The sequence below is a fragment of the Aquimarina sp. AD10 genome, from assembly GCF_003443715.1.
Taxonomy (GTDB): domain Bacteria; phylum Bacteroidota; class Bacteroidia; order Flavobacteriales; family Flavobacteriaceae; genus Aquimarina; species Aquimarina aggregata.
Genome location: NZ_CP031965.1, coordinates 4,793,038 through 4,815,984 on the forward strand (window position 1 = coordinate 4,793,038; position 22,947 = coordinate 4,815,984).

Genomic DNA, 22,947 nt, shown 5'->3' on the forward strand with positions numbered 1-22,947 from the left:
ACTAAAGTATTTACACTAGTGTACTTTTTTAGTTCTTGTTTATTTTTTTATAAAAATTGATTTATCAATATCAGTTTTAAATTTAATATTTGTCCAGTTGGTAATTGCATGTTGTTTTCCAACAACTTCTCCTTCCCAATTTGCGGCAATATATTTTCTTTTTGTTGCAATTTTAATTCCGTCTATTGTTTCATATTCATAAATCATAAGATTGGGTTCTGTAATCCCAAAACCAACAACTGTAAATAAAAACTGATCAACTAATTTTGTTTCTTTATTGATATATAAAATGTAAGTATCCTGTACATCTCCGATCTTGTCACCAAATGTAATTTTAACTATGTTATATTCTTTCCCATTAATATTTTTGGTTCCGGTAAATTCTTGATGTACACCATCGTCTAAGAGTTTAAAAAACATGGCAAACCAATAGTAATTGGTTTTTCTTAAAAACCGAGCAATTCCATTAGCTTTTTCATCGCTTGATAAAGTTCCATTTATAGTAACCCAAGCATCTTTTCCGTCATATCCTTCTACTACTTTTCCTGCAGCACCTAAAAGACTATGCTCTGTATATGAAGCATGCGATAACTCTTTGTCAAATACATAAGTTTCCTGACCTCTAAGGTTTGTTTTAGAGTTAGGATCAGCATATTCATATGCGTACGTTACATTTCCTTTGTTGTAAAAATTTTCTTTGCCTCCTAGAGCATCCATCATTTCAGAAATTAGCAACTTTGGATCTTGTGCATAGCTAGAAAAAGCAAGCATAATTGCTAAAAAAGTGATTGCATTTTTTTTCATTTGAGTTGATTTTAGAGTATGTTTAATATTAATTCTTAGGATTTAAAAATTTATAAATGGCGGTAAAATCGTGATTTCCAAATCCATTTTGCTTTGCTTGAGCATATACTTCTTTAGTAGTATTTAGATTTGGTGTTGCGATGCCATTTTCGTAGGCCGAAATACTAGATAAATGTAAGTCTTTTTGTATCCATTTTAAAGGAAAATTTGTTTCATAATCGTCATTTTCTAATTTATGACGTATAGCAGAGATTACAGGAGCTACTACTGGGGTAGCTAATAAAATATCAAATACTTTTTCTTTTTCTAGTCCCATAGCTTCACCAAGTATTAATGCTTCGGCGAAGGCTAATACAGATTGTCCTAACAATTGATTGATTAGCATTTTCATTGCGGCTCCTTTTCCCACCACACCAAGGTGCAATGTTTTTTTACCCATACTATCAAAAAGAGGAGTTACCTCTTCAAAAGTATCTTTAGTCCCTCCTACTAAAAATAACAACTCTGCATTCTCTGCTGCTGCTTTAGATCCTGCGACAGGGGCATCCAGGTACTGTATTTGATGTTTCTTTGAGATCTTGTGCATTTCTTTACTAAAGGAAGGGTTGACGGTACTAGAATCAATCCAAATACTATTCGGTTTCATTTTATGAAGAAACCCATCTTCTCCTAGAGCAAGTTTTTTTACAATTTCTGGGGTAGAGAGCATCGTGATGATGATTTCTGCGTTATTTCCAACTTCTTTTGGTGAATGCGCCCAAATGCCCCCAGCATTTAAAAGATCATTTGCTTTTTCTTTGGTCCTATTATAAACAACAAGAGAGTATCCTGCTTTTTGTAAATTTTTAGCCATTCTGCAGCCCATTATACCAAGCCCTATAATACCTATTTTTTTCATGAATGTAATTTTAAATTATATGTAAAAGTCACTTTAAATATGTATGTTAAGTTTGCCAAAAAAAAGAAACTTGTGTTTTTTGATCAAAAAATCAAAGTTTTAACAAATAATAAATTCTTATATAAAAAAAGACGAACTATATTGCTAGTTACGTACTAGAATCAAAAAGCATATGTAAATAACCCAAAACTCACAACACAAGAACACACAATTAACCTTAAAGCCTCGTTTAAATGAAAACCTCAGTAAAAGACTACCTCTCTTCTTTTATTAAACTTAGTCCCGAAATTGAAAATGAAGTTTTATCTATTTATGAAAATAGATCCTATAAAAAGATGGAACATTTTATGAAATGTGATTCCGCGGCAGATAAAATAGCTTTTGTAAGAGAAGGTATTTTAAGAGCATATGAAACCAACTGTCAAGGTGAAGAAATTACAATTAGCTTTTATGCTGCACCGTGCTTTGCCTTAGATTTTGTAGCTTTTCAAGAAGGAAAATCTACTACAATGAATATCCAAGCACTAACTCCGGCTAAATTACAAATAGCCAATATAAATGATGTTTATACTCTTAATGAAAAATATGCCGTTTTAGGTAAAATACATATCAAACTCTTAGAAGATTTGTATTGTTATCATAAGAAGCGAGAAACTTCATTTATTTTAAATTCAGCTACAGAAAGGTACCTGAATTTTATTAATACAAAGCAAGAACTTTTTAATACAATTCCGCAACATTACATAGCATCTTATCTAGGTATTAAGCCACAGTCACTTAGCAGAATTCGAACAAAATTAAGTAAGCAATCACCAAGTGATTTTTAAGAAAATTACGGTTAAATCATAAAATTTTCCTAATGCTTAAGTTGTTAACTTAGGTTAATAAATAATTTATAGATTGCTATTAATTTTGCCGCGTGATGTAAATAGCTAATATGTTTTTTTAAACATATTTATTGACCAACACTTGAGTATATTACATCTGAAAAATTCAGATGTATTGTTCATTTTTTTGCCCTCTTAAACCCTATGAAAACCGGGTGTTACTTTTTTAACACCTGGTTTTATGGCTTGTCTTCTATGAGCTATATAAGAATATCTTTTCTGCTTTTTATTTGATATTGTTTAGGAGAAATTTTAAATTCTTTTTGAAAGGCTTTTATAAAATGTGAGATATTTTCATAACCTACTTGTTGGGCAATATCGGTAATAGAATCGTTCTTTTGTTCGAGTAATTTGGCAGCCTTTTCTAATCGCTTTTTGATTAACCATTGCTTTGGTGAGATTTTAAATCTAGATTTAAAATCTCTTCTAAATGTTGAAATACTTCTACCGGTTAAATAAGCATAATCTTTAATGTCTAAAGGTTTGTCAAAGTTTTCCTCCATAAATGACTTTACGTTCATTTTAGACCTATTTTTAAGAGATTGTAATTTGGTAATAAATTGCGCTCCTTTTTGGGATACACTTATAAGGTGTAATAATTCTAGTAACTTAGGTCTAGTGAATTGGTGTTGATTTTTGTCTCTGTATAGCGCTATTAGAGTATCTGAAAATAATCTTAAGTTATGGTCGTAATTAAGCACTAGGGTTTTAGGGATTTCCTGACCTTCATGTTTAGGAAAAGTGTTTAGAAATTCATTTATAATTTCTGTGTCGAAAAAATAGATGATAGCATCAAAAGATTGATTTTTCGGAATGATATCAGAAATTATATAAAGCCCTTTTGGTAAGAGAATCATCTGGTTTTTGTTCACTAAAGTAATTTCTCCTTCAGAATCTTCAATTCGTAATTGCCCGTTTAGTACAATAGTTATGGCATGAGTGGCTAAATATCTATTGTTTTGAAAACCAACTTGTTTTGTGTTTTTTAATAGAACACAAGAAAGACCATTAACGAGAATTTTTTCAATTTCTGTGTGTGCGTAAAATGCTTGAGGAACAATTTTCATAGTTTATAAAATTAGGAACACTCCTAAGATCAAGATACTATAATATGTTAAAAGTGGTGATTTTCGGTCAAAATAGCGTGTTTAAATTCATTTTATACTACTTTTTCTTTATAGTAACGATATAAATCTTGAGAGGATGCTCCCATCCATCTTCTCATATGAATATTAAAAAAATGATATTGTAATCGCCAAACACCAATTTCATTATACCGTCTGGCAGAAGTGATTACATACCTTGGTATAATTACAAACTCATTTATAGCAAAGAGACGGTCAACCAAATCATTATCCTCATAAACAATATAAGATTCGTCATAACCATCTATTTCGATAAATAAAGATTTGGTGATAAACTGACTCTGGTCACCACCACGACAACGTTTGCTCTCGAATTGAGTTAGCCAACCCAGAAAACGTAACCACCAATGATCAGAATCAAATTTCATTCTAAAGCACCCCGCAAGATTACCTTTTTTTACCTCTTGAATAATATCTCTATCATAATACTGAGGAGGAAAGGAATCCGCGTGCAGAAAGTACAAAATGTCTCCTGTAGCGTTAGTGGCTCCAGTATTAAGCTGCTTGGCACGACCTTTTTCTGATGCAATTAGTTTAACAGAAACTGAATATTCTTTTGCCAGAGTTTTAACAATCTCTTGAGACCCGTCTACACTACCACCATCAACAATTAGAATTTCTTTTATGTTTTCTAAAGATAGTGTAGATTTTATTAAGTATGATGTTAGATGGCTGATGTTATCAGCCTCATTAAGAATAGGGATTATAATAGATATCTTCAATGTTAACTAGAAATTCAATTAATTAAATTACAAAATTACTCATTTAAGCTCCAATCATAATCTTTATAGCCTTTTTTTGGTTGATCTGTTATTTTAACTTCTGAATATCTATTGATGAAGTCTTTTACATCTCCGCCATTAACTTTAAAGTCTTTTTTATACCATGAAAATATTTTTGATACGTTTACTACGCTTTCTGTAATTGTATTTCTGGTAGGGTCATTAATGAATTTTTTCGTTTGTTCATCTAAGGCTGCATCAACATTATCAGCAGTATATGCTCTATTCCAAACAACAGGACAAGAAAAAGAAGCACAGTTTATAGCAAAATGAATTCTAGGGTCTCCAAATTTTCTTAGAATTTTATGTTCTAATTCTCCCAGACTATGCCATTCTCCATCTATTTTAAAGAACTTCTTATCCCAAGGAGCTTTAATATCTTTAATACTCTTTACAGGGTAACTATCTATAATTAATTTAATGGTATACGCATTGTATGCATTAATCCAGTATGCTAGTTTTTCATCTCTTGTCCAATTTTCTTTTGGAGGATTATCTGATAATACTTTGAAATAAGCATATAATTGAGAGCTATCTCGCATAAAACCATTATAGTCTACCTGTCCCTCTTCAGAAACATTTAATAATAATGCTTGATCCCAAATGTTATGATTAAACTCATTTTGAGCATACGTTTTGTGAAATAATATTAATGTAAATACGATTATTAATTTTAGGGGTTTCATTGTTTTGTTTTTTTGAATAGTTGGATATACTTACGTATTATTTTTTGGATTATTTTATCCAAGGTTTGAAATTTAGTAGGAAAATTGAGGATTACCTTACAATATCAAATGCTTTTGTAAGTGTTTACTACGAAAAAAAATTAAAGAAATACTATATAATTAAGCATATGGGTTTCATCCTATTAATGAATGCCAAGTCATAATCGGTTTGTAAATAAAAGTATAGATACTACAAATCCCTATCTATTTAAATAGATAGGGATTTGTAGTTTTAGGTTTAGTATTGTGTCCTTTATTCGTTTAGATTCCAGTTATAGTCCATGTAGCTCTTTTGGGCATTTGGATTAATGGTGATTTTTGAATATTTGTTAAGAAACGAGACTAAGGTTCCGTTGTATTTAAAATCTTTGGCGAACCACAAAAATATTTTTGAAAGCTCTATAGTATTTGCAGTGATTTTATTTCGTTTAGGATCATTAATAAATGAAATAGCTAATTTTTCAAGTTCGCTATTTACATTTTTTGATGTAAATGCTTTATTTAATAAAGGCGGGCAGGAAAAAGAAGCACAGTTAATTCCAAAGTGAATTCTAGGATCTTTCATTTTTCTAAGAATTCTATGTTCAACATCATTAAGTGTATACCATTTACTTCCTAACTTAAAAAAACGTAGATCCCATGGCTTTTTAATTTCTTTTATACTTTTTAAAGGATAATTGTTAGTTATTAATTTTATAGTAAAGGCATTATATACATTTAACCAATAGGCAAGTTTTTCGTTTTTAGACCAATTTTGATCAGGCATATTTGTACTTAATGTTTTTAAATATAAACGAAAAGCTCGATCTTGTTTAAACCCTTTGTAGTTTATATTTCCATCTTTAGAAACATATTTTTTTAATAAAGCGTTCCAAGGTTGATGAAGTAATGTTTTGGATACTTTTTTTGGTTCTTTAGATATTTTGGGTGTACTTTTTACCGTATCAATTCTTTTAATCGGAGCTGTTATTTCCAACACTTCTTTTTTTTGTAAAGGAGCTTTTTTGAGAATAGTTTCGGGTGCCTTTTCTTCAATAATTAAAGTTGTCTTTGTTGTATCGGTTTGTTTTCTAACTAAAGTGTTATTTGTAAGTGCTGGTTGAGCAGTGTTTTTAACTACTCTAGTGTTAGCAGAACAAGTAAAAGACAAGCAAATCAATATGATAAGGAGCGTTTTTTTCATAGATAAATTACTTTTTTGTTAAATAAGGTGTATAATCCAATTAAACTGACTTTATAATAGCTCTTAATCCTTCGTTATTCATTGATTCAGATATTTCTATATCTCTTAGATCTATCATATTTGAATAAACAATCAGTTACTATTTAGTACTAAACCAAAATTCGAGCCACAATTTTTAGTCTATAGAATTTAATAACCTTACTCTGAATTAATTTATTTCTGAATGCAGATTAAAGTTTCTTGTATTAATTGAGTTTTAGTCCTTATAAAAGCTTAAGTATTACATATAAAAAAACCACCCTCAGGTTTAGTTTTAGAATTGTTTTCTAAAATAAATAGGGCAATGCCTTAATCTTATTTTGAAGAAGTTTGTGTGTGAGGAGTAATTTAAGAGTATTACTTATAACTGTTCATTTAAACTCCAGTCATACTCTACATATCCTTTTTTAGGAATTTTGTTGATTTTTACATTTGCGTATTGATTGATGAAATCAACAACATTTCCATTATTAAAATCGTCTTTATACCATTCAAAGATCTTTGAAACTTTGACCTCAGAAGACGTAATGGTGTTTTTTGAAGGATCATTAATAAACATGGTAGTACATTTTTCTAAGGCTTCATTAATGTTTTCGGCAGTGTATGCCATGTTTAGCAGTTTTGGAGAAGAGTTAGATGCACAATTAATAACAAAGTGAATCCTAGGTTCATCAAATTTCCTAAGTACTTCGTGTTCAATATCATCTAGACTGTATCGTTTATCATTTACCTTAAAAAAACGTTGTTTCCAAGGATCATGAAGTTCATTTATACTTTCAACAGGATAATTATCGATAATCATTTTTAGAGCAATTGCATTATATGCATTTACCCAATAGGCCAGTTTTTCTTCTCTTGACCATTCATCGGTAGGCGGGTTTTGCGAAAGTGATCTAAAATATTCATAAAAAAGCGAACTATCTTTCATTACTCCTTTATAATTAACTTTCCCTACTTCAGAAACATTAAGTATCAAGAGTTGATCCCAAACAGAATGATCGACATTATTTTGTGCTTTAATATCTGTAAAACAAATTGTTACGAATATTGCAAGTATTAAATTAAAATTTTTCATTGTTTTTATGGGGGATTAAAGTCCTTGTATTAAACGTAAATTATTTAAAATAATATTTTTCTAATTTGATATTAGACAAAAGAAGTGAAATAATCGATAAAATGCAAGTTTTACGGTTAAACCGTAATGTTTTTTAACAAAAAAAGTTTATTATAGTTAATTTTTTGCAGGTTTAGGAAGAAAATTTTAAAAATTGGTTTAATAATAGAGATTATGTATTATTGCAATCGAACTATTTAGGTATGATTAGTACAAAATTAAAGCTTCCTTGTGGAGCAATATTGAAAAACAGACTGGTGAAATCTGCTATGACAGAGCGTATTAGTAATAAAAGATTTGAGCCGACTATAGGACATGAAAAGTTATATAAAAAATGGGCCGATACAAATGCTGGTTTGTTAATTACTGGAAATGTAGTAGTAGATAGAAAACATCTGGAATCTGCAGGAAATGTATGTTTTGATGATGAGTCTATGTTGCCTAAACTTAGTTCTTGGGCAGAATCGAGTAAAAAGGATGGAAATCATGTTTGGGTACAAATTTCTCACTCCGGAAGACAAACTAATAAGTTTGGAACTAGTAAACCTCTAGCACCTTCTGAAGTTAAGTTAAGTAAGATGGGGCTTTTTGGTAAGCCTATAGCTATGTCGGAAAAGGATATAGATGATGTTATTAAAGGATTTACAAAGGCAGCAAGATTATCTAAATTATCTGGTTTTACAGGAGTTCAAATACATGCTGCTCATGGATATCTACTAAGCCAGTTTTTATCTCCCCATACGAACCTTAGAACCGATCAATGGGGTGGTACGATAGAAAACCGTAGTCGTTTATTATTAACAATTATTAGAGAAATACGTAATGAAGTAGGTCCAGATTTTCCGATAGCCGTAAAGCTAAATTCTGCAGATTTTCAACGTGGGGGATTTACAGAAGAAGAATCATTAGAAGTAGTGAAAATGTTGGATAAAGAAACTATTGATTTGTTAGAAATTTCTGGAGGAACTTATGAAAAGTTGGCTTTTTTTGAACTTAATGAAGAAGTAGGGATTAAAGAAAGTACTAAAAAGAGAGAGGCCTATTTTATAGATTTTGCGAAAAAAATAAGAAAAGTAAGTACGATTCCTTTAATGATTACAGGAGGTTTTAGATCTTATCATTTTTGCAATGAAGTGTTGCAAAATAAAGAAGTTGATTTAATAGGTATGGCGAGACCATTTATCACTAATAGAGAAAGTATTTCCGGGTTTTTAAAAGGAGAGATTTTGTCTTTAGAAAATTTTGTGATTAGGACTGGTATAAAAAAACTTGAAGATGCTGCAGAAGGTGGGTTTTATGCTCGTCAGTTGATTAGGTTTTCTAAAGGAAAAAGCTTTAAAGGAGATATGAATCCCTTATGGAGTTCGGTTTTCTTAATACTTTACGAATTTAAAATAGCTATGCTAAAGAAGTTTTTTAACTAAGTAACCTCAAATCTGAAAAGAAATCAAACTTGAGGTTATTGTAAATTTTGTACTACTTTAAATTTAATGTTGGTTACTCGAAATAGGAGTTTTAATATCCTTTTTATTAAGAGACCAATCATAAGTAATATAACTGTCTTTTGAAATTTTGTTTATTTTAACTGTTGCATATTGATTAATAAAATCTATGACATCAATATTATTACTTTCGAAATCATCTTTATACCATTCAAATACTTGAGAAATTTTAACGGTACTAGAAGTAATTTGATTTCTTTGTGGGTCATTAATAAATTCTCTTGTTCTTTCTTCTAAGGCATCATTAATATTCATAGCAGTATAGGCTCTGTTCCATAATCTTGGAGAAGACATAGATCCGCAATTAAGCAAAAAGTGAATTCTAGGATCTCCAAATTTTCTTAAAATATCATGCTCTATTTCATCAAGACTATATCGTACCCCTTCTGATTTAAAAACTTTTCTTTTCCATGGATTCTCAACCTCATTAATAGATGCTACAGGATAATCATCGATAATCATCTTCATTGCTGCGGCATTATAAACATTTAACCAATACGCTAATTTATCTTCTTTACTCCAATTTTCTTTTGGGGATATTTTGCAAAGAGATCTAAAATAATCATAAAACACAGCAACATCTCTAGTAACACCCTCATAATCAACCATACCATCATCCTGAACATTAAGAATTAAAATTTGATCCCAAGCAGAATGATTCACTTTTTCTTGAGCGTAGGTAGTACTAAACAAAAGTGACAATAGAATAAAAGTAGTTGTTTTAAGAAATTTCATTTTGTTAGGTATTTTGGGTTATTGTAGAATTTCGAATCTGTAATATACAAAAAAAACGGACATAATACACGATTTGATTATTTAAGTAGGAAAATACTTCTAAAAATTTTGATAATTAAACAAAGAATCTCATAAAAGACGTAGCCTAAGCAAGGAATCCTCAAATTTTAAATTTATATACTTTTAAAGTTGTTTAACTTGCTGATTTATAGTATTTAAGGTTTTTACGCAGTTAAAGAAGTCCAAAACCTGACCTAAAAAATGGTCAAAAGACGAACCTTTGTTTATTTTGGTTTTGTTTTAAGTAAATCGAGCCTTGATTTAAATAATTTAAGTACGTTAAAACAATAGTATATCTTAATTATGTTAGAAATAATGAAGAGCTGTTTTAACTCACTTTATATGTAGAAAACCTAGTAAACTTTTGAACTACTTTGAATGCGATCGCTTTGTTGTATTTTTTAACTTCAGAATAGCGATATGATGCAGAAATTAGGAAAGTAATGTATGTATTGCATAGATTGGGTTTAAGCGATCTATTACGGTATGTAAAAATTATATCTTGGTTTATTTTACTATCCTTAGAAAAGAAGAAGCCGAAAACAAATACATGCTTTCGACTTCCTGGTTATAGTTAATTAGCCTTGAATCTTAACAGCATCCCCCACCATCATAATGATAAGTAGATTCGCTGATAAAGATATCGTCTCTGCCTAAATCGGCTAAAGCACCTGCTGTTTTATCACAAACAGCAATAGGCTGGTTTTTTAGAAGTACATGACCTTTTTTATCATCAAAGTAGTCTTCATCTCCAAAATAAATAGCGGCTTTTCCTGTAAAAATACAAGGCCCATCTTTTGGCATTGGATCTTTTATGGCAGCTACTTCTATTGATTCTATATAAATAAGTTCGTCGGTATCATAGTTTTTTGGATCCAAAATTCTATAAGGCTTACGAGCTCTTATTTCAATGGTTCCAAACCCTACATCTGTAAGAGCTTTGATATATTCGTTAATTGGTAAGCTTCCACTTAAGCATAATGCTCTTAGTCTTTCATCATTACGCAAATTATCATTCATAGGTTGTTCACAGGTAGGATCGCTCATCACCAATCTTCCATGAGGTTTTAAAACGCGATACATCTCTTCGATTGCTTTTTTTAGATCATCTGCTTTAAATATGTTGAACAAGCAATTTTGAGCGGCAACATCAATACTATTATCTTCAACAGGAAGATTTAAAGCATCTCCAAATCTAAGATCTACATATTCACTTTTAAACCAATCATTTTGAGCCTCGGCTTCTTTAAAGTTTTTACGAGAAGCCTCTAACATTTCTTCTACTACATCAATCCCAATAACACCTCCTTTTTGACGTGAAAAATATGAGAATTGCAATAGTTCCATTCCTCCTCCAACACCAACATATAGTGTTTTTGGACTATTGGTTAAATCTCTTGCGTTAACTGTGCTTCCGCAACCATAGTTCATTTCTTGCATGATCTTAGGTATTTTAAGACCAGGTAACTCCCAAATAGGGTTAGTAGTACAGCATAAACCTACATCTGGTGTTAATGCTGCTTCTTTATACACGTCGTGAGTGGTATCTAAATAACTCATAAATTAATTTTTGTATTCCTTTTACTAGGATTATTTTGGGTTATCAATAAATTTTAGTCGAAACAGTAGTCCAAAACTTTCATTTTTTAAAATAGACTATTTTTTCTAATTAGAATGTTTTTATTAACTCTTTAAACAAAAGAATCATATTGGGCTCTGCCTTTGCGGCCATAGCAATTATTTCGTCGATATTAATAGGTTTTAAGTCATCTGGATTACATTCATCTGTTAATACAGATACTGCAGAAACCTTAAGACCTAAGTGATTGGCAACAATTACTTCAGGAACGGTACTCATACCAACGGCATCTGCTCCTATGGTTTTTAGATAACGATATTCTGCTCTGGTTTCTAATTGTGGACCTAATACAGAAGCATATACTCCTTTATGAAGCTGTATATTTTTTTCTTTTGCTATTTTTTCTAATGTATCATTAATTTTTTGATCATAAGGGGCACTCATATCAGTAAAACGGCTTCCTAGTTTCTCTACACCTTTAAATGCTAGTGGAGACCCACCTTGTAAGTTTATATGATCATCGATTAGCATTAATTCGCCTTTCTTAAAGTTAAGATTTACAGCTCCAGAAGCATTTGATACTAAAAGCGTTTTAACCCCTAATTTTTCCATTATTCTAACCGGATATGTTACATCTTGTAATGTGTATCCTTCATACAAATGAAAACGTCCCTGCATTACAATAACAGTTTTTTCTTCTATTTTTCCGTAGATTAATTTTCCTTTATGAAATTCTACAGTAGCTGTCGGGAAATTAGGAATATGATTATAACTTATTTCTTTAATAATCTCTATTTCATTAATTAGTTGACCTAATCCGGTTCCTAATATTATACCTATCTCAGGGCTTTCAAATCCTTTTTCTTTAAGGAAATCTGTTGTTTCTTCTATGTATTTGATCATTAGTCTAGAAATTTTTGAAAGGCCGCAATGTCTTTAATATCTTCATAATAGTCAATATCATTGCGTACCTCTAGTAGTTTTATATTTTCTTTTTTTAAATCTTCTAAAGTATCTTTAAGGACAGAATCGGTGCCCCAGATTTTATTTTTAAAAACCTGTGAATTTAAGGATTTCATTCCAAATAAATAATACCCTCCATCTTCTGCCGGACCAATTACATAATCATGAGTTTTAAGAGTTGTGAACGCATGCTCAAGATCTATTTGATTTAAGTCATACATATCACTACCAATTATGATTATGTTTTGGTAACCTTTTTCAAAACCAGCTGCAAAAGCATATTCCATTCGTTTACCTAAATCACTTCCGGATTGCTCCATCTTATTGTAAATAGCTGCTTCCCATAAGTCATTGTTATTCTTGTTTTGAGAATAATGCACTTCTTTTGTTACATTTAGATCTTTGGTGATTTGGACAGTATGTTCTAATAAAAAGGTATAGATATCTAAAGCAACTTGATCTCCAACAGTAGCGGCAAGACGAGTTTTGCATTTTCCTAACTCGGGATTGCGAGTAAAGATCATTAATAAATTGTCTTTTTCTTGTTTCAAATTTTAGGTCTTTTTATTTTTAAATTATATATGATTTTTCAAAATGATAGTGGTTTAAGACTAGTACACTTTTTTACCTTTTAATAGCCATTTTGACCATTCTTTAGAGCAAACATGAACTTTTTCTGTTGATTTTTCTTCAGAATCAACTACCTCATAGTCTTTGTTTTTCCATTCAAAAATGCCACCATATAGGTTGAGTACATTTGTGTATCCTTCTTTCTTTAACTTTTCTGAAATATCTTCTGATCGAACGCCAAGACTACAATAGACCACAATTTTAGTGTCTTTAGGGATGTTTTGTTTGGTTATAGTATTTATTTTGAAATGATCGTACCCTACAAATTTTGCGTTTTTGATGTGACTAACATCAAATTCATTTTTTTCTCTCGCATCCAATAATACCACTTGATCTTTAATGTCTTTTAGTTCATTTACAGAAATATATGGTACACTTTCATTATTATATTTGCTTAGTAATTTGTCAAGATCGGTGGTTTGCGCATTTACCCCTAAATACAATAGAGACATAAGGACGGTGTAGATATAAAAGTTTTTTTTCATTAGGCTAGTTCTTTTATTCCATTTTCATCGAAAATGATATTTTTATTACATTTTAAGAAATGATCGCAATACAAGCAAATATTTTTGAGTTCTTTATTTTTTAGTGAAGCTTGTTGTTTGGAAATTCCAATTGGAACTCCCATCTCCAGGGGGGTACCTTCATTTAGTATTTTAAATACGGCATTTTTTGAAGCACGTTGCAATACATGAGCAACTTTTTGTTTTCGAGCATCCCCCATTGGGAAATGTGTACCTGGGCAGCATGGGTTGATTTTCCATAATTGAATACTAATTTCTTGAGGAATATCATCATGTCCGCCAAGAAAATTACGTGCTCCAGATAAAATAGAGCAAAAATTATGATCTGGGTCTTTTTTCCAGATGTCATTTTTTATTGCTTTTCCTCGTGCCCAATTACCACCTAACCACATATCTTCACTGGCTCCCCAGTACCCCCAGCTTAGTGGATTTTCTGTTAGATAATGCCCTCCTTCGATCAGTGGATCTTTTTCTGTTCCTGAAACACCGCAACTTTCAAAAAGATCGGCTAGTTCTATAAGTCGACTACCGGCTTTTTTATGGTAACGATCAATACTAGCAATGTCAAAACGTGTAACGCCTTTGTTAATAAGCGTTTCGACTATGTTTTTATTAAGAAGATCTCCGTTGGTTTGAAGCATTACTTGGGTTTTGCCATTATACTTTTCCTGAACTCTATCTAAAATTGCATAGAGTAATTTTTTTTCGGCAACAGGTTCACCACCACTCAAGATTAAACGATCTACCGTATCGGGTAAATTTTCTATAATTGCCATACAGTCAGATTCACTCATTCTTTTACCAAAGGGGCTAGAATCATTGTAACAATGATCACAGTCATCATTACAGAGCTGTGTAAATACCCAATAAATGGATTGTATGTGATTAAAATCATTCTTCATTTGCATGTATATTTTTCCAGAATTCTATTTCTTCTTTTATTCCTGTAGAAGGGTCATTAAGAAATTCTTCTTTGTTTTTAAAAGTTTTTAATACACCACTTTGCATTTTGCCAATTTGATCTCCCATAATTAGGGCTTCTTTAAGGTCATGGGTAACAAATAAAGTTGTGATTTTATATTGTTTTAAGGTTTCTTTACAAAGGCGTTGCATTTGTTTTCGGGTATCGACATCTAAAGCTCCAAAAGGTTCGTCTAAGAGTAATATTTTTGGTTGTATAATTAATGCTCGTCCAAAAGATACACGTTGACGTTGACCACCGCTTAGTTGCGTTGGCATTTTATGAATGTGTTTTTGTAATTCTAGATCATAGAGCATTTTAGTGACTCTATTTTTGACCTCTTGAGCATTTATCTTTCTTAATTTTAATCCAAACGCTATATTTTCAAAAACATTTAGATGAGGAAATAATAATGCATCTTGATATAGGTATACTACATTTCGTTTATGGGCAGAAAGGGTAGTTATGTCGTTGTTCTCTAGAAGTATAGTTCCGTTATCTTGTTTTTCTAACCCCGCAATTATTTTTAACAATGTAGTTTTACCACTACCAGATTTGCCCAAAATACTAAGTGTCTTGCTTTCTTGAAGAAAAAAAGAAGTTTGTGTAAGGATGTGTTCATCTTCAAATGCCTTACTAAGGTTTTGTATGTCTAGCAGTTGGTTTGTCATATCGTTTGTTGGTTTGTAAAAATGAAACGTTTATTAAGATATAACAGTATCATTGGTGGAATGATCAAAAGACAAGATGCTAGCGCAGCTAAAAAAATATTTGCTTCTTGTATATATTGAAAAACACTTAGTGTCAAGGTTTTTATTTTTCCAACCCCTATTAAGGCAGTTAAGCCATATTCAAACCAAGAGATTAAAAAAACCTGAAAAAAGCATAACAGTAGAACTCCTTTAGACAGAGGTAGAACGACCTTATAAAATGTTATCCATGAATTACCTCCTAAAGTATTACTTAATTCAGCTATTGCTTTAATACGTGGATTCCAAAAATTGCTAAAAATAAGGACTCCAAATGGATAAGTTATAAATAGTTGAGCTAGTATTACTCCGAAAAAAGTCCCTGAAACATCTACAAAAGTAAAATAGAACTGTAGTGTAGCGGCTAAAATTACAGGAGAAAATACGTAGGGGATATAGGCCAAAAACAACCATCTACTTTTGTAGACACTATATGATATATGTTTAGAAGAAAAGAAAGATAATAATGTTACCACAGAACTTACTCCTAGAGATATCCCTATTGATTTTAGGGTAACCATAAGTAATTCAGAATTTATTTGATATATATCATTCCAGTGCTGTAAAGTAAATTGGTCTGGAAAAATATTTGGGTATACCCATGATTTGCCAAAAGATAATAGTAATAACAAAGCTATAGGAAATGTTACCATAAGCATAAATACAGGTATCAAAGCTTTTCTAATCATCAAAGTTTCTTTTTAAGGGTGAAACAGATAGTTGTGTACTTGACTTCGAAAAAAACAAAAAGTATAATACCAATCCAATAAATATCATATACAAACAAGCAATAGCATATGCTTGAGGAATATCGTTAAGATTAAAGCGTTGCAGTTTTTGTATTGCAAGAACAGAAATCATTTGCGGATTTTGTCTTCCTAGTAGTAATGGTATTTCATAACTGCTCATCACAAAAACGATAAATAAACTAATAGTGATCTTTGCTTTTTTTAATATTACAGGCAACACAATTTTGAATAAGGCCTGTGTGCTTGTTGCCCCTAAACTCATTGCAATATTTTTTAAATGATCTATTTGTTCTTGTTTATAGAGATTTGAAAAAAGAATTGCAAAAAAGGGCGTAATCATTAAGATACATGAGCATAGAATTGAAAATCCATACGTGTCATTTGTAAGATCAGGGAAAGACGTTATTTCTGTTAGTATACCTAGATGTGATACTATTCTTGAGATTAGTCCTGATTTTGACCATACTTGAAAACTAAATAATGCGACTACAATAGCCGGAAAACATAAAGGTATATATAATAGATATGATACTATACTATTGTTGCTAACCAGGCTTTTTTTCCAGAATAATACTATTGTTAAAGCTAATAGTATGCTTATACTCACAGAGACAATGGCAATATAGAAACTATACCCTAAAGAAAACCAAAATGAGGTATCGGTTAAAACATTAACCCAATGTGCAAGAGTGAAACCGTTATTTAAAATCCCTATGGTTCCAATACTATATAGAAATGCGTACACAAAACCACTTCCTACAGGAAGTATAGTAAGCATTAAGAATACTATTTTACTACTTAGAATATTAAAATGGTTAGCATTCATGTTTTTATTTATTTGATCATATATTTTCTGAAATCTTCAGCTAATCGGATCATATATTCTGGGTTGATTTCTTGTAAAGCTCTTTGAGTAATTTCTGATCGTTTTGGTGCATATTTCCTGTTAGGTTGGTTATTAAATTTGGCTTTTAGTAAAGAAGGTAATTTCTTTGTGTCTAATACTGTTCCATCTCCCCATATACTTGGATCTTGTTTTTTTAATTGAGCTTCAGCAGAGATCATTTCATTGGCGACTACCATAGCAGCGGCTTTATTTATAGACATTTTAGAGATTCCCATATAGTGCGAGTTTTGTATAGTGCCATACTTAGGAACATAGGCTCTAGTGGTCTCGGGAAATATTCCTTCGGCAATTTTATTGTCGACTTCTGCATCATTATTACTCATTGTAAACCATAGTTCGCCACTAGCAAATAGTTGATGCATAGGGGCTACAGCTTCAGGAAAAGTTTCTCCGTTTTTCCAGAGATATGGTTTTAAAGTGGTGAGATATGACCAGAGTTCTGAACTATATTTTTGGTACTTTTTTTCGTCAAAATCACCATTTAAACTTCCGTTACCCCCAGCAATATCAATTAATAATGCTTTAAGAAAGGTAAGTCCTGTAAAGTGATTGTCCCAAGTAAATTTACCTGGGTTTTCTTTTGCAAACTTATATAGAGCTTCTCTGGTCATTGGAGGAGTTTTTACATTTTCACTATTATAAATGATAGTCATTTGTACATTACCCCATGGTAGTTCATAACCAGCAATAGGTTGTTGAAAATCCATACCAATAAATTTATTATCAAAATCTATGAATTCGGCATTTGGTAATTTGGATGTCCATGGGCCATAAAGTCCTTTAATTTGTTGTAGTTGATAAAAAGTTTCTCCATTAATCCATACCATATCTAGATCACTTTCTGTTTTATTGGCTTGTAATTCTGCCATCAAGATTTGTACAATCGTATTTCCTTGTCCACTGCTAATAGTAAGATCTATGTTATACTTTTCTTTCACCAAAGGTCTGATATAAGAATTCATATACGCATTTATCTTTGTGTCACCTGTCCACATCATTAGGTTGACACTTTGATTTTGCCCTTGCTTAATAATCTCGTCCCAGCTGGCTGAGTCAATAGCAAAAGAAGTTTCTTTTTGTTCTTTTCCACATGCTAGTAAGAGCATTGCGAGTATAACATAGATTAACTTTTTCATAAGTGATTTTTAAAATAAATAACGAACTCCAAATTGAAACTGTCTAGGTGGTCCTGCGTTGCGTTGCACAAACCGCCCGCTTGCAGCAGAACCTTGCTGAATTTGATTACTTTGTGTAGCATTGTTGCTATAGCCACTAAGGTTTTCGGTATTAAATACATTAAAAATATCAGCTCGTATTTCGATAGTATTATTTCCTAATACGAATTGATGTTGCAAGCCAACATCAAAATTAGTGCTCCATGGTAAACGATCACTATTTCTGGATTCTCCAGGAAAGCGATCACTATTACCAACATACGCATCTCCAAAACCTGATCCATCACCATTAAGATCAGTTGTTCCAAATAACAAAGCATCAGGAATACGATTAATAGATTGTCCACTTTGTAAAAGAGCGGCAAGAGTTATTGATGTGCCTTTGAATGGATAATAATTAAATATACCATTGATATTGTGAGTACGGTCGTTTATAGAAGGTCCAAACTCTGAGTCATAGTTATTAGCATCTTGCGCTCTGAAATTAATGTCTTCTGTATCATTTTCTAATGAGGATAGTGTATAATTTATACGATACGCATAGTTGTCTGTTCCTTTATTTTTTTGAAAATTAAAACTAGCCGCATAGTATCTAGATTTTCCTTCGGTTTCTGAGATAACCACATTTCTTGCAACTCCTGTACGTGTTTGTCCGTTGATTACAGCGGCACTATTTTGAATTGGAATAGGACGAGTTGCATCTGCTTCTTCTATGGTTCTAACGACAACGTTATTTGGATCTATTGCATATTGCGCTGCCGCATTTAAGTTGCGTAGTCTAAACAAGTTCTCACTTCGATTGTGTACAAGATCAACAAAAAACAATTTGTTATCGTTGATTTGAGTTTGATATCCTAAGGCAAATTGATGTGTAAACGGATTGTCAAACCCATTAGGATTTAATATTCTACGTTCATTAGAAAATGCACCTTCTCTTTGGTCCTGTAGTTGATCAGCGGTAGGTCCCTGAAGATAGTTTACACCACTTACATTTGCACCTATGTTTCCATCAAAAAGCACACGATCTAAATCTGTGTCTGCCGGTAATATACCTAGGTTTATAAATTCTTGAATTTGCGCTCTATAATCTGTTGAAGTGGTGTTTTGTTGTAACGCATCGCTATACACCGCATATGGGATTTTATCGTATGATACTGCATAGCCTCCTCGTATGGTGCTATTATTACTTAGTTGATAGTTAAGATTAACACGAGGAGCAAAATTATTGTAATCTCCATCTGTGCTACCAGCCTTAGAAAGATTATCATAGTCATATCGAAGACCTAAAGTAATGTTTAGTTTTTCGGTTACATCCCATAGATCTTCAACATAAATAGAATAAATGTTTTGATTCGTACCAAAAGAAGCTGGACGCAGTTCAACATTATAATTGCTTACCAAAGCATCGGAAGGGATATCGGTGATACTTAAGTTGCCATTAACGTTATTATTGCGTAATACATCGATTTGATTTTGGGTTAAGTCAACAGTATATGATCCATTTGGAACTCCACCTCCAAAAAGTTCATGATCACCTCTAATGTAATTTGCGCCTGCTTTTAAGGTGTGATTTGATAAGTATAATTTGAATTTTTGTTGTAATTGAATAGTGTTTTCTAGAGCATCGAATACAAAGCCAGGGTGTCCAAGTACAGCAATAGTTTCCTGCAAAGGATTGCGTACTGTAACTTGGGGACTATCTGGATTTTCTGGATCTGCATAGTTCCAACGAAATCTACTGTATTGTACATTGGTTTCTGCACTTATGTTTCCTAGGGTGTATGAGTTTTTTAGTGCAATATTGATGCTGTTTCGTTGTTGTTGATTTGCTGCAGAATTAAATTGTACACCTCCATCAAGACCACCTCCTTGTCTTTCGATACTTACTACGCCAATATTGGCACGTAAGGAAGATCGAAAATTGGTACTCCAAAATTGATCAATTTTTCCAGAAAAATAATTAAAGGAATTATTTCCGCGTATGGTTTCGTTAATTCCCAAATCCGATACATTCAATAAATTATCTTTTACATCTGTGGTATGTTCAAAATTAAAATAGTAAAAGGTTTTATCTTTTATAATAGGTCCACCGATACCAATACCCGTCTGATATCGAGCAAAACCATCTCTTACAGCGTTACCGGATAAATCGCGCTGTGCAAAATCTGTCTGACCATCAATAGAAGGTCCAGGACGTGTAGTAAAAAATACTTCTCCAGTTACTTCATTTGTACCTGATTTTGTAGTGATATCAACTACTCCATTATTGGTTAACCCATATTCTGCAGAAAAATTATTTGTTAACACAGTGATGTCTTTTACAAAACCAACAGGAATCGCAAAGCGTTGTCCTCCTAAAAAACGTTCATTATTATCTAATCCATCAATTAAGTATGAGGTAAATAGAGAATTAGCGCCATTAATACTAACATTAGGCGCCTCTGGAAAAAAACCTGTTGCTTGTGATACATTTGGTAGACGATACAATACACGAGTAATGTCTCTACCTTCTACAGGAATTTCCTGAATTTCTTTAGCTTTTAGTTCAAAGGCGACTTCTGCATCTCTTCGATTGATATTAGCAGTTGGATTAGCAGAAAGAATTACTTCTTCTAATTGTGTTGTAGACCCTTTTGCAAGTAAAGCAATTTTGATACTTGAGTTTTTGTTTGATCGGATATCAATATCAGTTTTGTTTAAAGGGTTAAATTGATCATTTCCGATAAATGAAAGTTCATAGTTGTTAAGTATTGGGAGTGCTCTAAAAATAACTTTTCCTTTAGAATCAGTTGTTTTTTGTATTGTAATTCCTTGATTAGGATTACTTAATGTAATAGTAATATCAGATAAAGCTTGACTAGTTTCGAAGTCTATCACTGAAACTGTAAAATCTTCTTGCGCAAAACTAATTGCACTTATACATAGTAATCCCCAAATGAATATATTCTTCATTTAATGAGTTTAATTTTAATAAAAAAGAAAGTTGAATGAAAGGGCTTTTATTGTTTCATTATTGAAAAATAAAAACGCCTAAATTAAATTATTGAAAAGAAACAAAAGGAGGACCTTTATTAAAGAAGTAATTTGTGTGCAAAGAAGTTATAAGTTCTGTAACAGTATCTTGAATAACTACTTTGCTGTTTAGTATAGCTTTTATAATTTTTTTTAGATGTACAGAAAGTGTTCTAAAAAAACGAGATATAGATTCAATATCACTAATAGTATCTATATCGATAAGTATTTCTAATGTAACTAACTCAATTTTGGCTGTTTTAATAAGCCTAGAAATACATTTGGATAGTGTTCTTGATTGCCAAGGTAACTTTAAAAATACATCAATATTAAACTGGGATTTATGCAATCCCATAAGGTAAAACCCTCCATCCTTCGATGGGCCTAATACAAATTTATTATTCTCAAGTTGTTTAACACTTTCAATTAAATGCTGTTTAGTAAGATGAGGAGTGTCATTACCTATTGTAATAACATTTTCATATCCTCGATCATAGACATCTTGAATAGCGTTCACAAAACGCTCTCCAAAAGTATGGCCACGTTGTTCTTTTTCTGTGTAAACAAAAAATGGAAGACCAGTACGTTGTGCCGTTAAAATGGTTTTTTGATTCAGCTCAGAAAACAGAGCTTTACCACCTATAATAGCTTTGTTTTTCAATTCTTCCTGAATTGAATTTGCAAAAACTAATATGGCGGTCTTTTGATTCATAAATTATGCTACTGTTCCTTGACAACTACTTCCTGCCCCGGCTGTACAACCATAACAATGTTGTGATATTAGGATATTTCTATTCTGAAGTAACTCTTCATTATATTCACTAATATGCTTTACTTTACTGGCTACCTTAAGATCGAGCATTTGATTAAAATCGCAGTCGTAAAGCCAACCATCCCAACTTATTGATATTGTATTTGTACACATTACGTTTGCAACGGCACTTGGGTTATAAGCTTCTACCAAAGCATACATATAATCTTCATAGTTTTCTGATGCGATTAGATAATCTAAAAACCTACTTATAGGTAAGTTTGTAATTGCAAAGAGGTTATGAAATTGTATGTTGAAATCTTCGAGTAATGCTTTTTTGAAATCTTTTTCCATCGACATTTGATCCCCTGGTAAAAATGCTCCTGAAGGATTATAAACAAGATCTAATCTTAAGTCACTATTTGGCATTCCATAACCACGTTCATTAAGTTCTTGTAATGCTTTAATAGATTTGTCAAAAACACCATCACCGCGTTGTTTATCGGTTTTACCTCTGGTCCAATGTGGCATTGAAGAAACTACATGAACATTATGTTTTTTAAAAAAATCTGGCAGGTCATAGTATTTTTTATTTGCTCTAATTATTGTAAGATTACTTCTAACAATAAAATCTTTGATTCCTGCTTTACTAGCTTCTTCAACAAACCATCTAAAGTTAGGGTTCATTTCTGGCGCCCCACCTGTTAAATCTAAAGTATGTGCTCCAGTTTTTTTAATAACATCAAGACATTGAAGCATGGTTTCTTTGGTCATGATTTCTTTTCTGTCAGGACCGGCATCTACATGACAATGCTCGCATACTTGATTACACATATATCCCACATTAATCTGTAAGATTTCGAGCTTATTTGGACGTAAAGGTGCGTAACCTATCTCTGCAATTTTATCGGCAAATTTCGGTAATTCACCATTTGCAAAAATACCATTATTTAAAATCTCCAATTGCCTATTTGCATTTGCTAATTGGTCATTGCGCTTATGTAAGGATTGTTTTGTTTTCGCTTCAGACATCTTCCTCTATTGAATTATTTTGTATCACTGCTACTGTTAAG

22 protein-coding genes are annotated in these 22,947 nt (G+C 31.8%); 2 read left to right on the top strand and 20 right to left on the bottom strand.

What is annotated here, in order from left to right; translation table 11 throughout:
* Positions 1-39: 39 nt before the first annotated feature.
* Together D1816_RS19880 and D1816_RS19885 are read right to left on the bottom strand one after the other, a co-directional pair.
* Complete coding sequence (locus D1816_RS19880; protein WP_118505185.1) at positions 40-804, bottom strand: DUF6503 family protein; 765 nt, start codon at positions 802-804, stop codon at positions 40-42.
* A gap of 28 nt (positions 805-832) precedes the next feature.
* Complete coding sequence (locus tag D1816_RS19885; protein ID WP_066313252.1) at positions 833-1,702, bottom strand: NAD(P)-dependent oxidoreductase; 870 nt, start codon at positions 1,700-1,702, stop codon at positions 833-835.
* Positions 1,703-1,935: 233 nt separating this feature from the next.
* Between D1816_RS19885 and D1816_RS19890 the strand changes: the two genes are divergently transcribed.
* The gene (locus D1816_RS19890) at positions 1,936-2,529 is read left to right on the top strand and encodes a Crp/Fnr family transcriptional regulator (protein ID WP_066313255.1); all 594 of its coding nucleotides are present in this window, start codon (positions 1,936-1,938) and stop codon (positions 2,527-2,529) included.
* Positions 2,530-2,789: 260 nt separating this feature from the next.
* Here D1816_RS19890 and D1816_RS19895 read toward each other — a convergent pair whose 3' ends face one another.
* The 5 genes from D1816_RS19895 to D1816_RS19915 form a co-directional block, all read right to left on the bottom strand.
* Positions 2,790-3,656 carry an AraC family transcriptional regulator gene (locus D1816_RS19895; protein ID WP_118505187.1) on the bottom strand — a complete coding sequence of 289 codons (867 nt, stop codon included), beginning with the start codon at positions 3,654-3,656 and terminating at the stop codon, positions 2,790-2,792.
* A gap of 92 nt (positions 3,657-3,748) precedes the next feature.
* Complete coding sequence (locus tag D1816_RS19900; protein WP_066313260.1) at positions 3,749-4,456, bottom strand: TIGR04283 family arsenosugar biosynthesis glycosyltransferase; 708 nt, start codon at positions 4,454-4,456, stop codon at positions 3,749-3,751.
* A 35-nt stretch (positions 4,457-4,491) separates the two neighbouring features.
* A complete protein-coding gene (locus D1816_RS19905) occupies positions 4,492-5,202 on the bottom strand; it encodes a DUF547 domain-containing protein (RefSeq protein ID WP_082832391.1) in 711 nt (236 codons plus the stop codon).
* Between the two features lie 292 nt (positions 5,203-5,494).
* Positions 5,495-6,424 carry a DUF547 domain-containing protein gene (locus D1816_RS19910; RefSeq protein ID WP_118505189.1) on the bottom strand — a complete coding sequence of 310 codons (930 nt, stop codon included), beginning with the start codon at positions 6,422-6,424 and terminating at the stop codon, positions 5,495-5,497.
* 400 nt (positions 6,425-6,824) lie between these two features.
* Positions 6,825-7,538 (bottom strand): DUF547 domain-containing protein, encoded by a 714-nt coding sequence (locus D1816_RS19915; RefSeq protein WP_082832393.1) that lies wholly within the window; start codon positions 7,536-7,538, stop codon positions 6,825-6,827.
* Between the two features lie 242 nt (positions 7,539-7,780).
* Between D1816_RS19915 and D1816_RS19920 the strand changes: the two genes are divergently transcribed.
* Positions 7,781-9,001, top strand: a complete 1,221-nt coding sequence (locus D1816_RS19920) for an NADH:flavin oxidoreductase/NADH oxidase family protein (protein ID WP_118505191.1) — start codon at positions 7,781-7,783, stop codon at positions 8,999-9,001.
* 63 nt (positions 9,002-9,064) lie between these two features.
* Here D1816_RS19920 and D1816_RS19925 read toward each other — a convergent pair whose 3' ends face one another.
* The 13 genes from D1816_RS19925 to arsS all read right to left on the bottom strand — a co-directional run bounded on the left by D1816_RS19925 (position 9,065) and on the right by arsS (position 22,906).
* The gene (locus D1816_RS19925; RefSeq protein ID WP_118505194.1) at positions 9,065-9,814 is read right to left on the bottom strand and encodes a DUF547 domain-containing protein; all 750 of its coding nucleotides are present in this window, start codon (positions 9,812-9,814) and stop codon (positions 9,065-9,067) included.
* Positions 9,815-10,465: 651 nt separating this feature from the next.
* Positions 10,466-11,434, bottom strand: coding sequence for an arsenosugar biosynthesis arsenite methyltransferase ArsM (arsM, locus tag D1816_RS19930; protein ID WP_066313262.1), 969 nt, complete (start codon positions 11,432-11,434; stop codon positions 10,466-10,468).
* 109 nt (positions 11,435-11,543) lie between these two features.
* Complete coding sequence (locus D1816_RS19935; protein WP_066313264.1) at positions 11,544-12,356, bottom strand: purine-nucleoside phosphorylase; 813 nt, start codon at positions 12,354-12,356, stop codon at positions 11,544-11,546.
* Positions 12,356-12,967: a TIGR04282 family arsenosugar biosynthesis glycosyltransferase gene (locus D1816_RS19940; protein ID WP_369886677.1), complete on the bottom strand. Its 612-nt coding sequence runs from the start codon at positions 12,965-12,967 to the stop codon at positions 12,356-12,358. Before D1816_RS19940 ends, D1816_RS19935 begins: the two co-directional genes overlap by 1 nt.
* 60 nt (positions 12,968-13,027) lie before the next feature.
* Positions 13,028-13,531: a rhodanese-like domain-containing protein gene (locus D1816_RS19945; RefSeq protein WP_118505198.1), complete on the bottom strand. Its 504-nt coding sequence runs from the start codon at positions 13,529-13,531 to the stop codon at positions 13,028-13,030.
* Positions 13,531-14,472: a radical SAM protein gene (locus tag D1816_RS19950; protein ID WP_118505200.1), complete on the bottom strand. Its 942-nt coding sequence runs from the start codon at positions 14,470-14,472 to the stop codon at positions 13,531-13,533. Before D1816_RS19950 ends, D1816_RS19945 begins: the two co-directional genes overlap by 1 nt.
* Positions 14,462-15,202, bottom strand: a complete 741-nt coding sequence (locus D1816_RS19955) for an ABC transporter ATP-binding protein (RefSeq protein WP_118505202.1) — start codon at positions 15,200-15,202, stop codon at positions 14,462-14,464. The genes D1816_RS19950 and D1816_RS19955 overlap by 11 nt, the downstream gene beginning before the upstream one ends.
* Positions 15,199-15,969, bottom strand: a complete 771-nt coding sequence (locus D1816_RS19960; RefSeq protein WP_082832396.1) for an ABC transporter permease — start codon at positions 15,967-15,969, stop codon at positions 15,199-15,201. The genes D1816_RS19955 and D1816_RS19960 overlap by 4 nt, the downstream gene beginning before the upstream one ends.
* On the bottom strand, positions 15,962-16,855 hold the full coding sequence (locus tag D1816_RS19965; RefSeq protein ID WP_147405132.1) for an ABC transporter permease: 894 nt from the start codon (positions 16,853-16,855) through the stop codon (positions 15,962-15,964). The genes D1816_RS19960 and D1816_RS19965 overlap by 8 nt, the downstream gene beginning before the upstream one ends.
* An 8-nt stretch (positions 16,856-16,863) precedes the next feature.
* Positions 16,864-18,072, bottom strand: a complete 1,209-nt coding sequence (locus tag D1816_RS19970; RefSeq protein WP_118505206.1) for an ABC transporter substrate-binding protein — start codon at positions 18,070-18,072, stop codon at positions 16,864-16,866.
* Between the two features lie 9 nt (positions 18,073-18,081).
* Positions 18,082-21,063, bottom strand: coding sequence for a TonB-dependent receptor (locus tag D1816_RS19975; protein ID WP_118505208.1), 2,982 nt, complete (start codon positions 21,061-21,063; stop codon positions 18,082-18,084).
* Between the two features lie 88 nt (positions 21,064-21,151).
* A complete protein-coding gene (locus D1816_RS19980; RefSeq protein WP_118505210.1) occupies positions 21,152-21,835 on the bottom strand; it encodes a DUF2064 domain-containing protein in 684 nt (227 codons plus the stop codon).
* 3 nt (positions 21,836-21,838) lie between these two features.
* Positions 21,839-22,906 (bottom strand): arsenosugar biosynthesis radical SAM (seleno)protein ArsS, encoded by a 1,068-nt coding sequence (arsS, locus tag D1816_RS19985; RefSeq protein ID WP_066313276.1) that lies wholly within the window; start codon positions 22,904-22,906, stop codon positions 21,839-21,841.
* Positions 22,907-22,947: the final 41 nt, after the last annotated feature.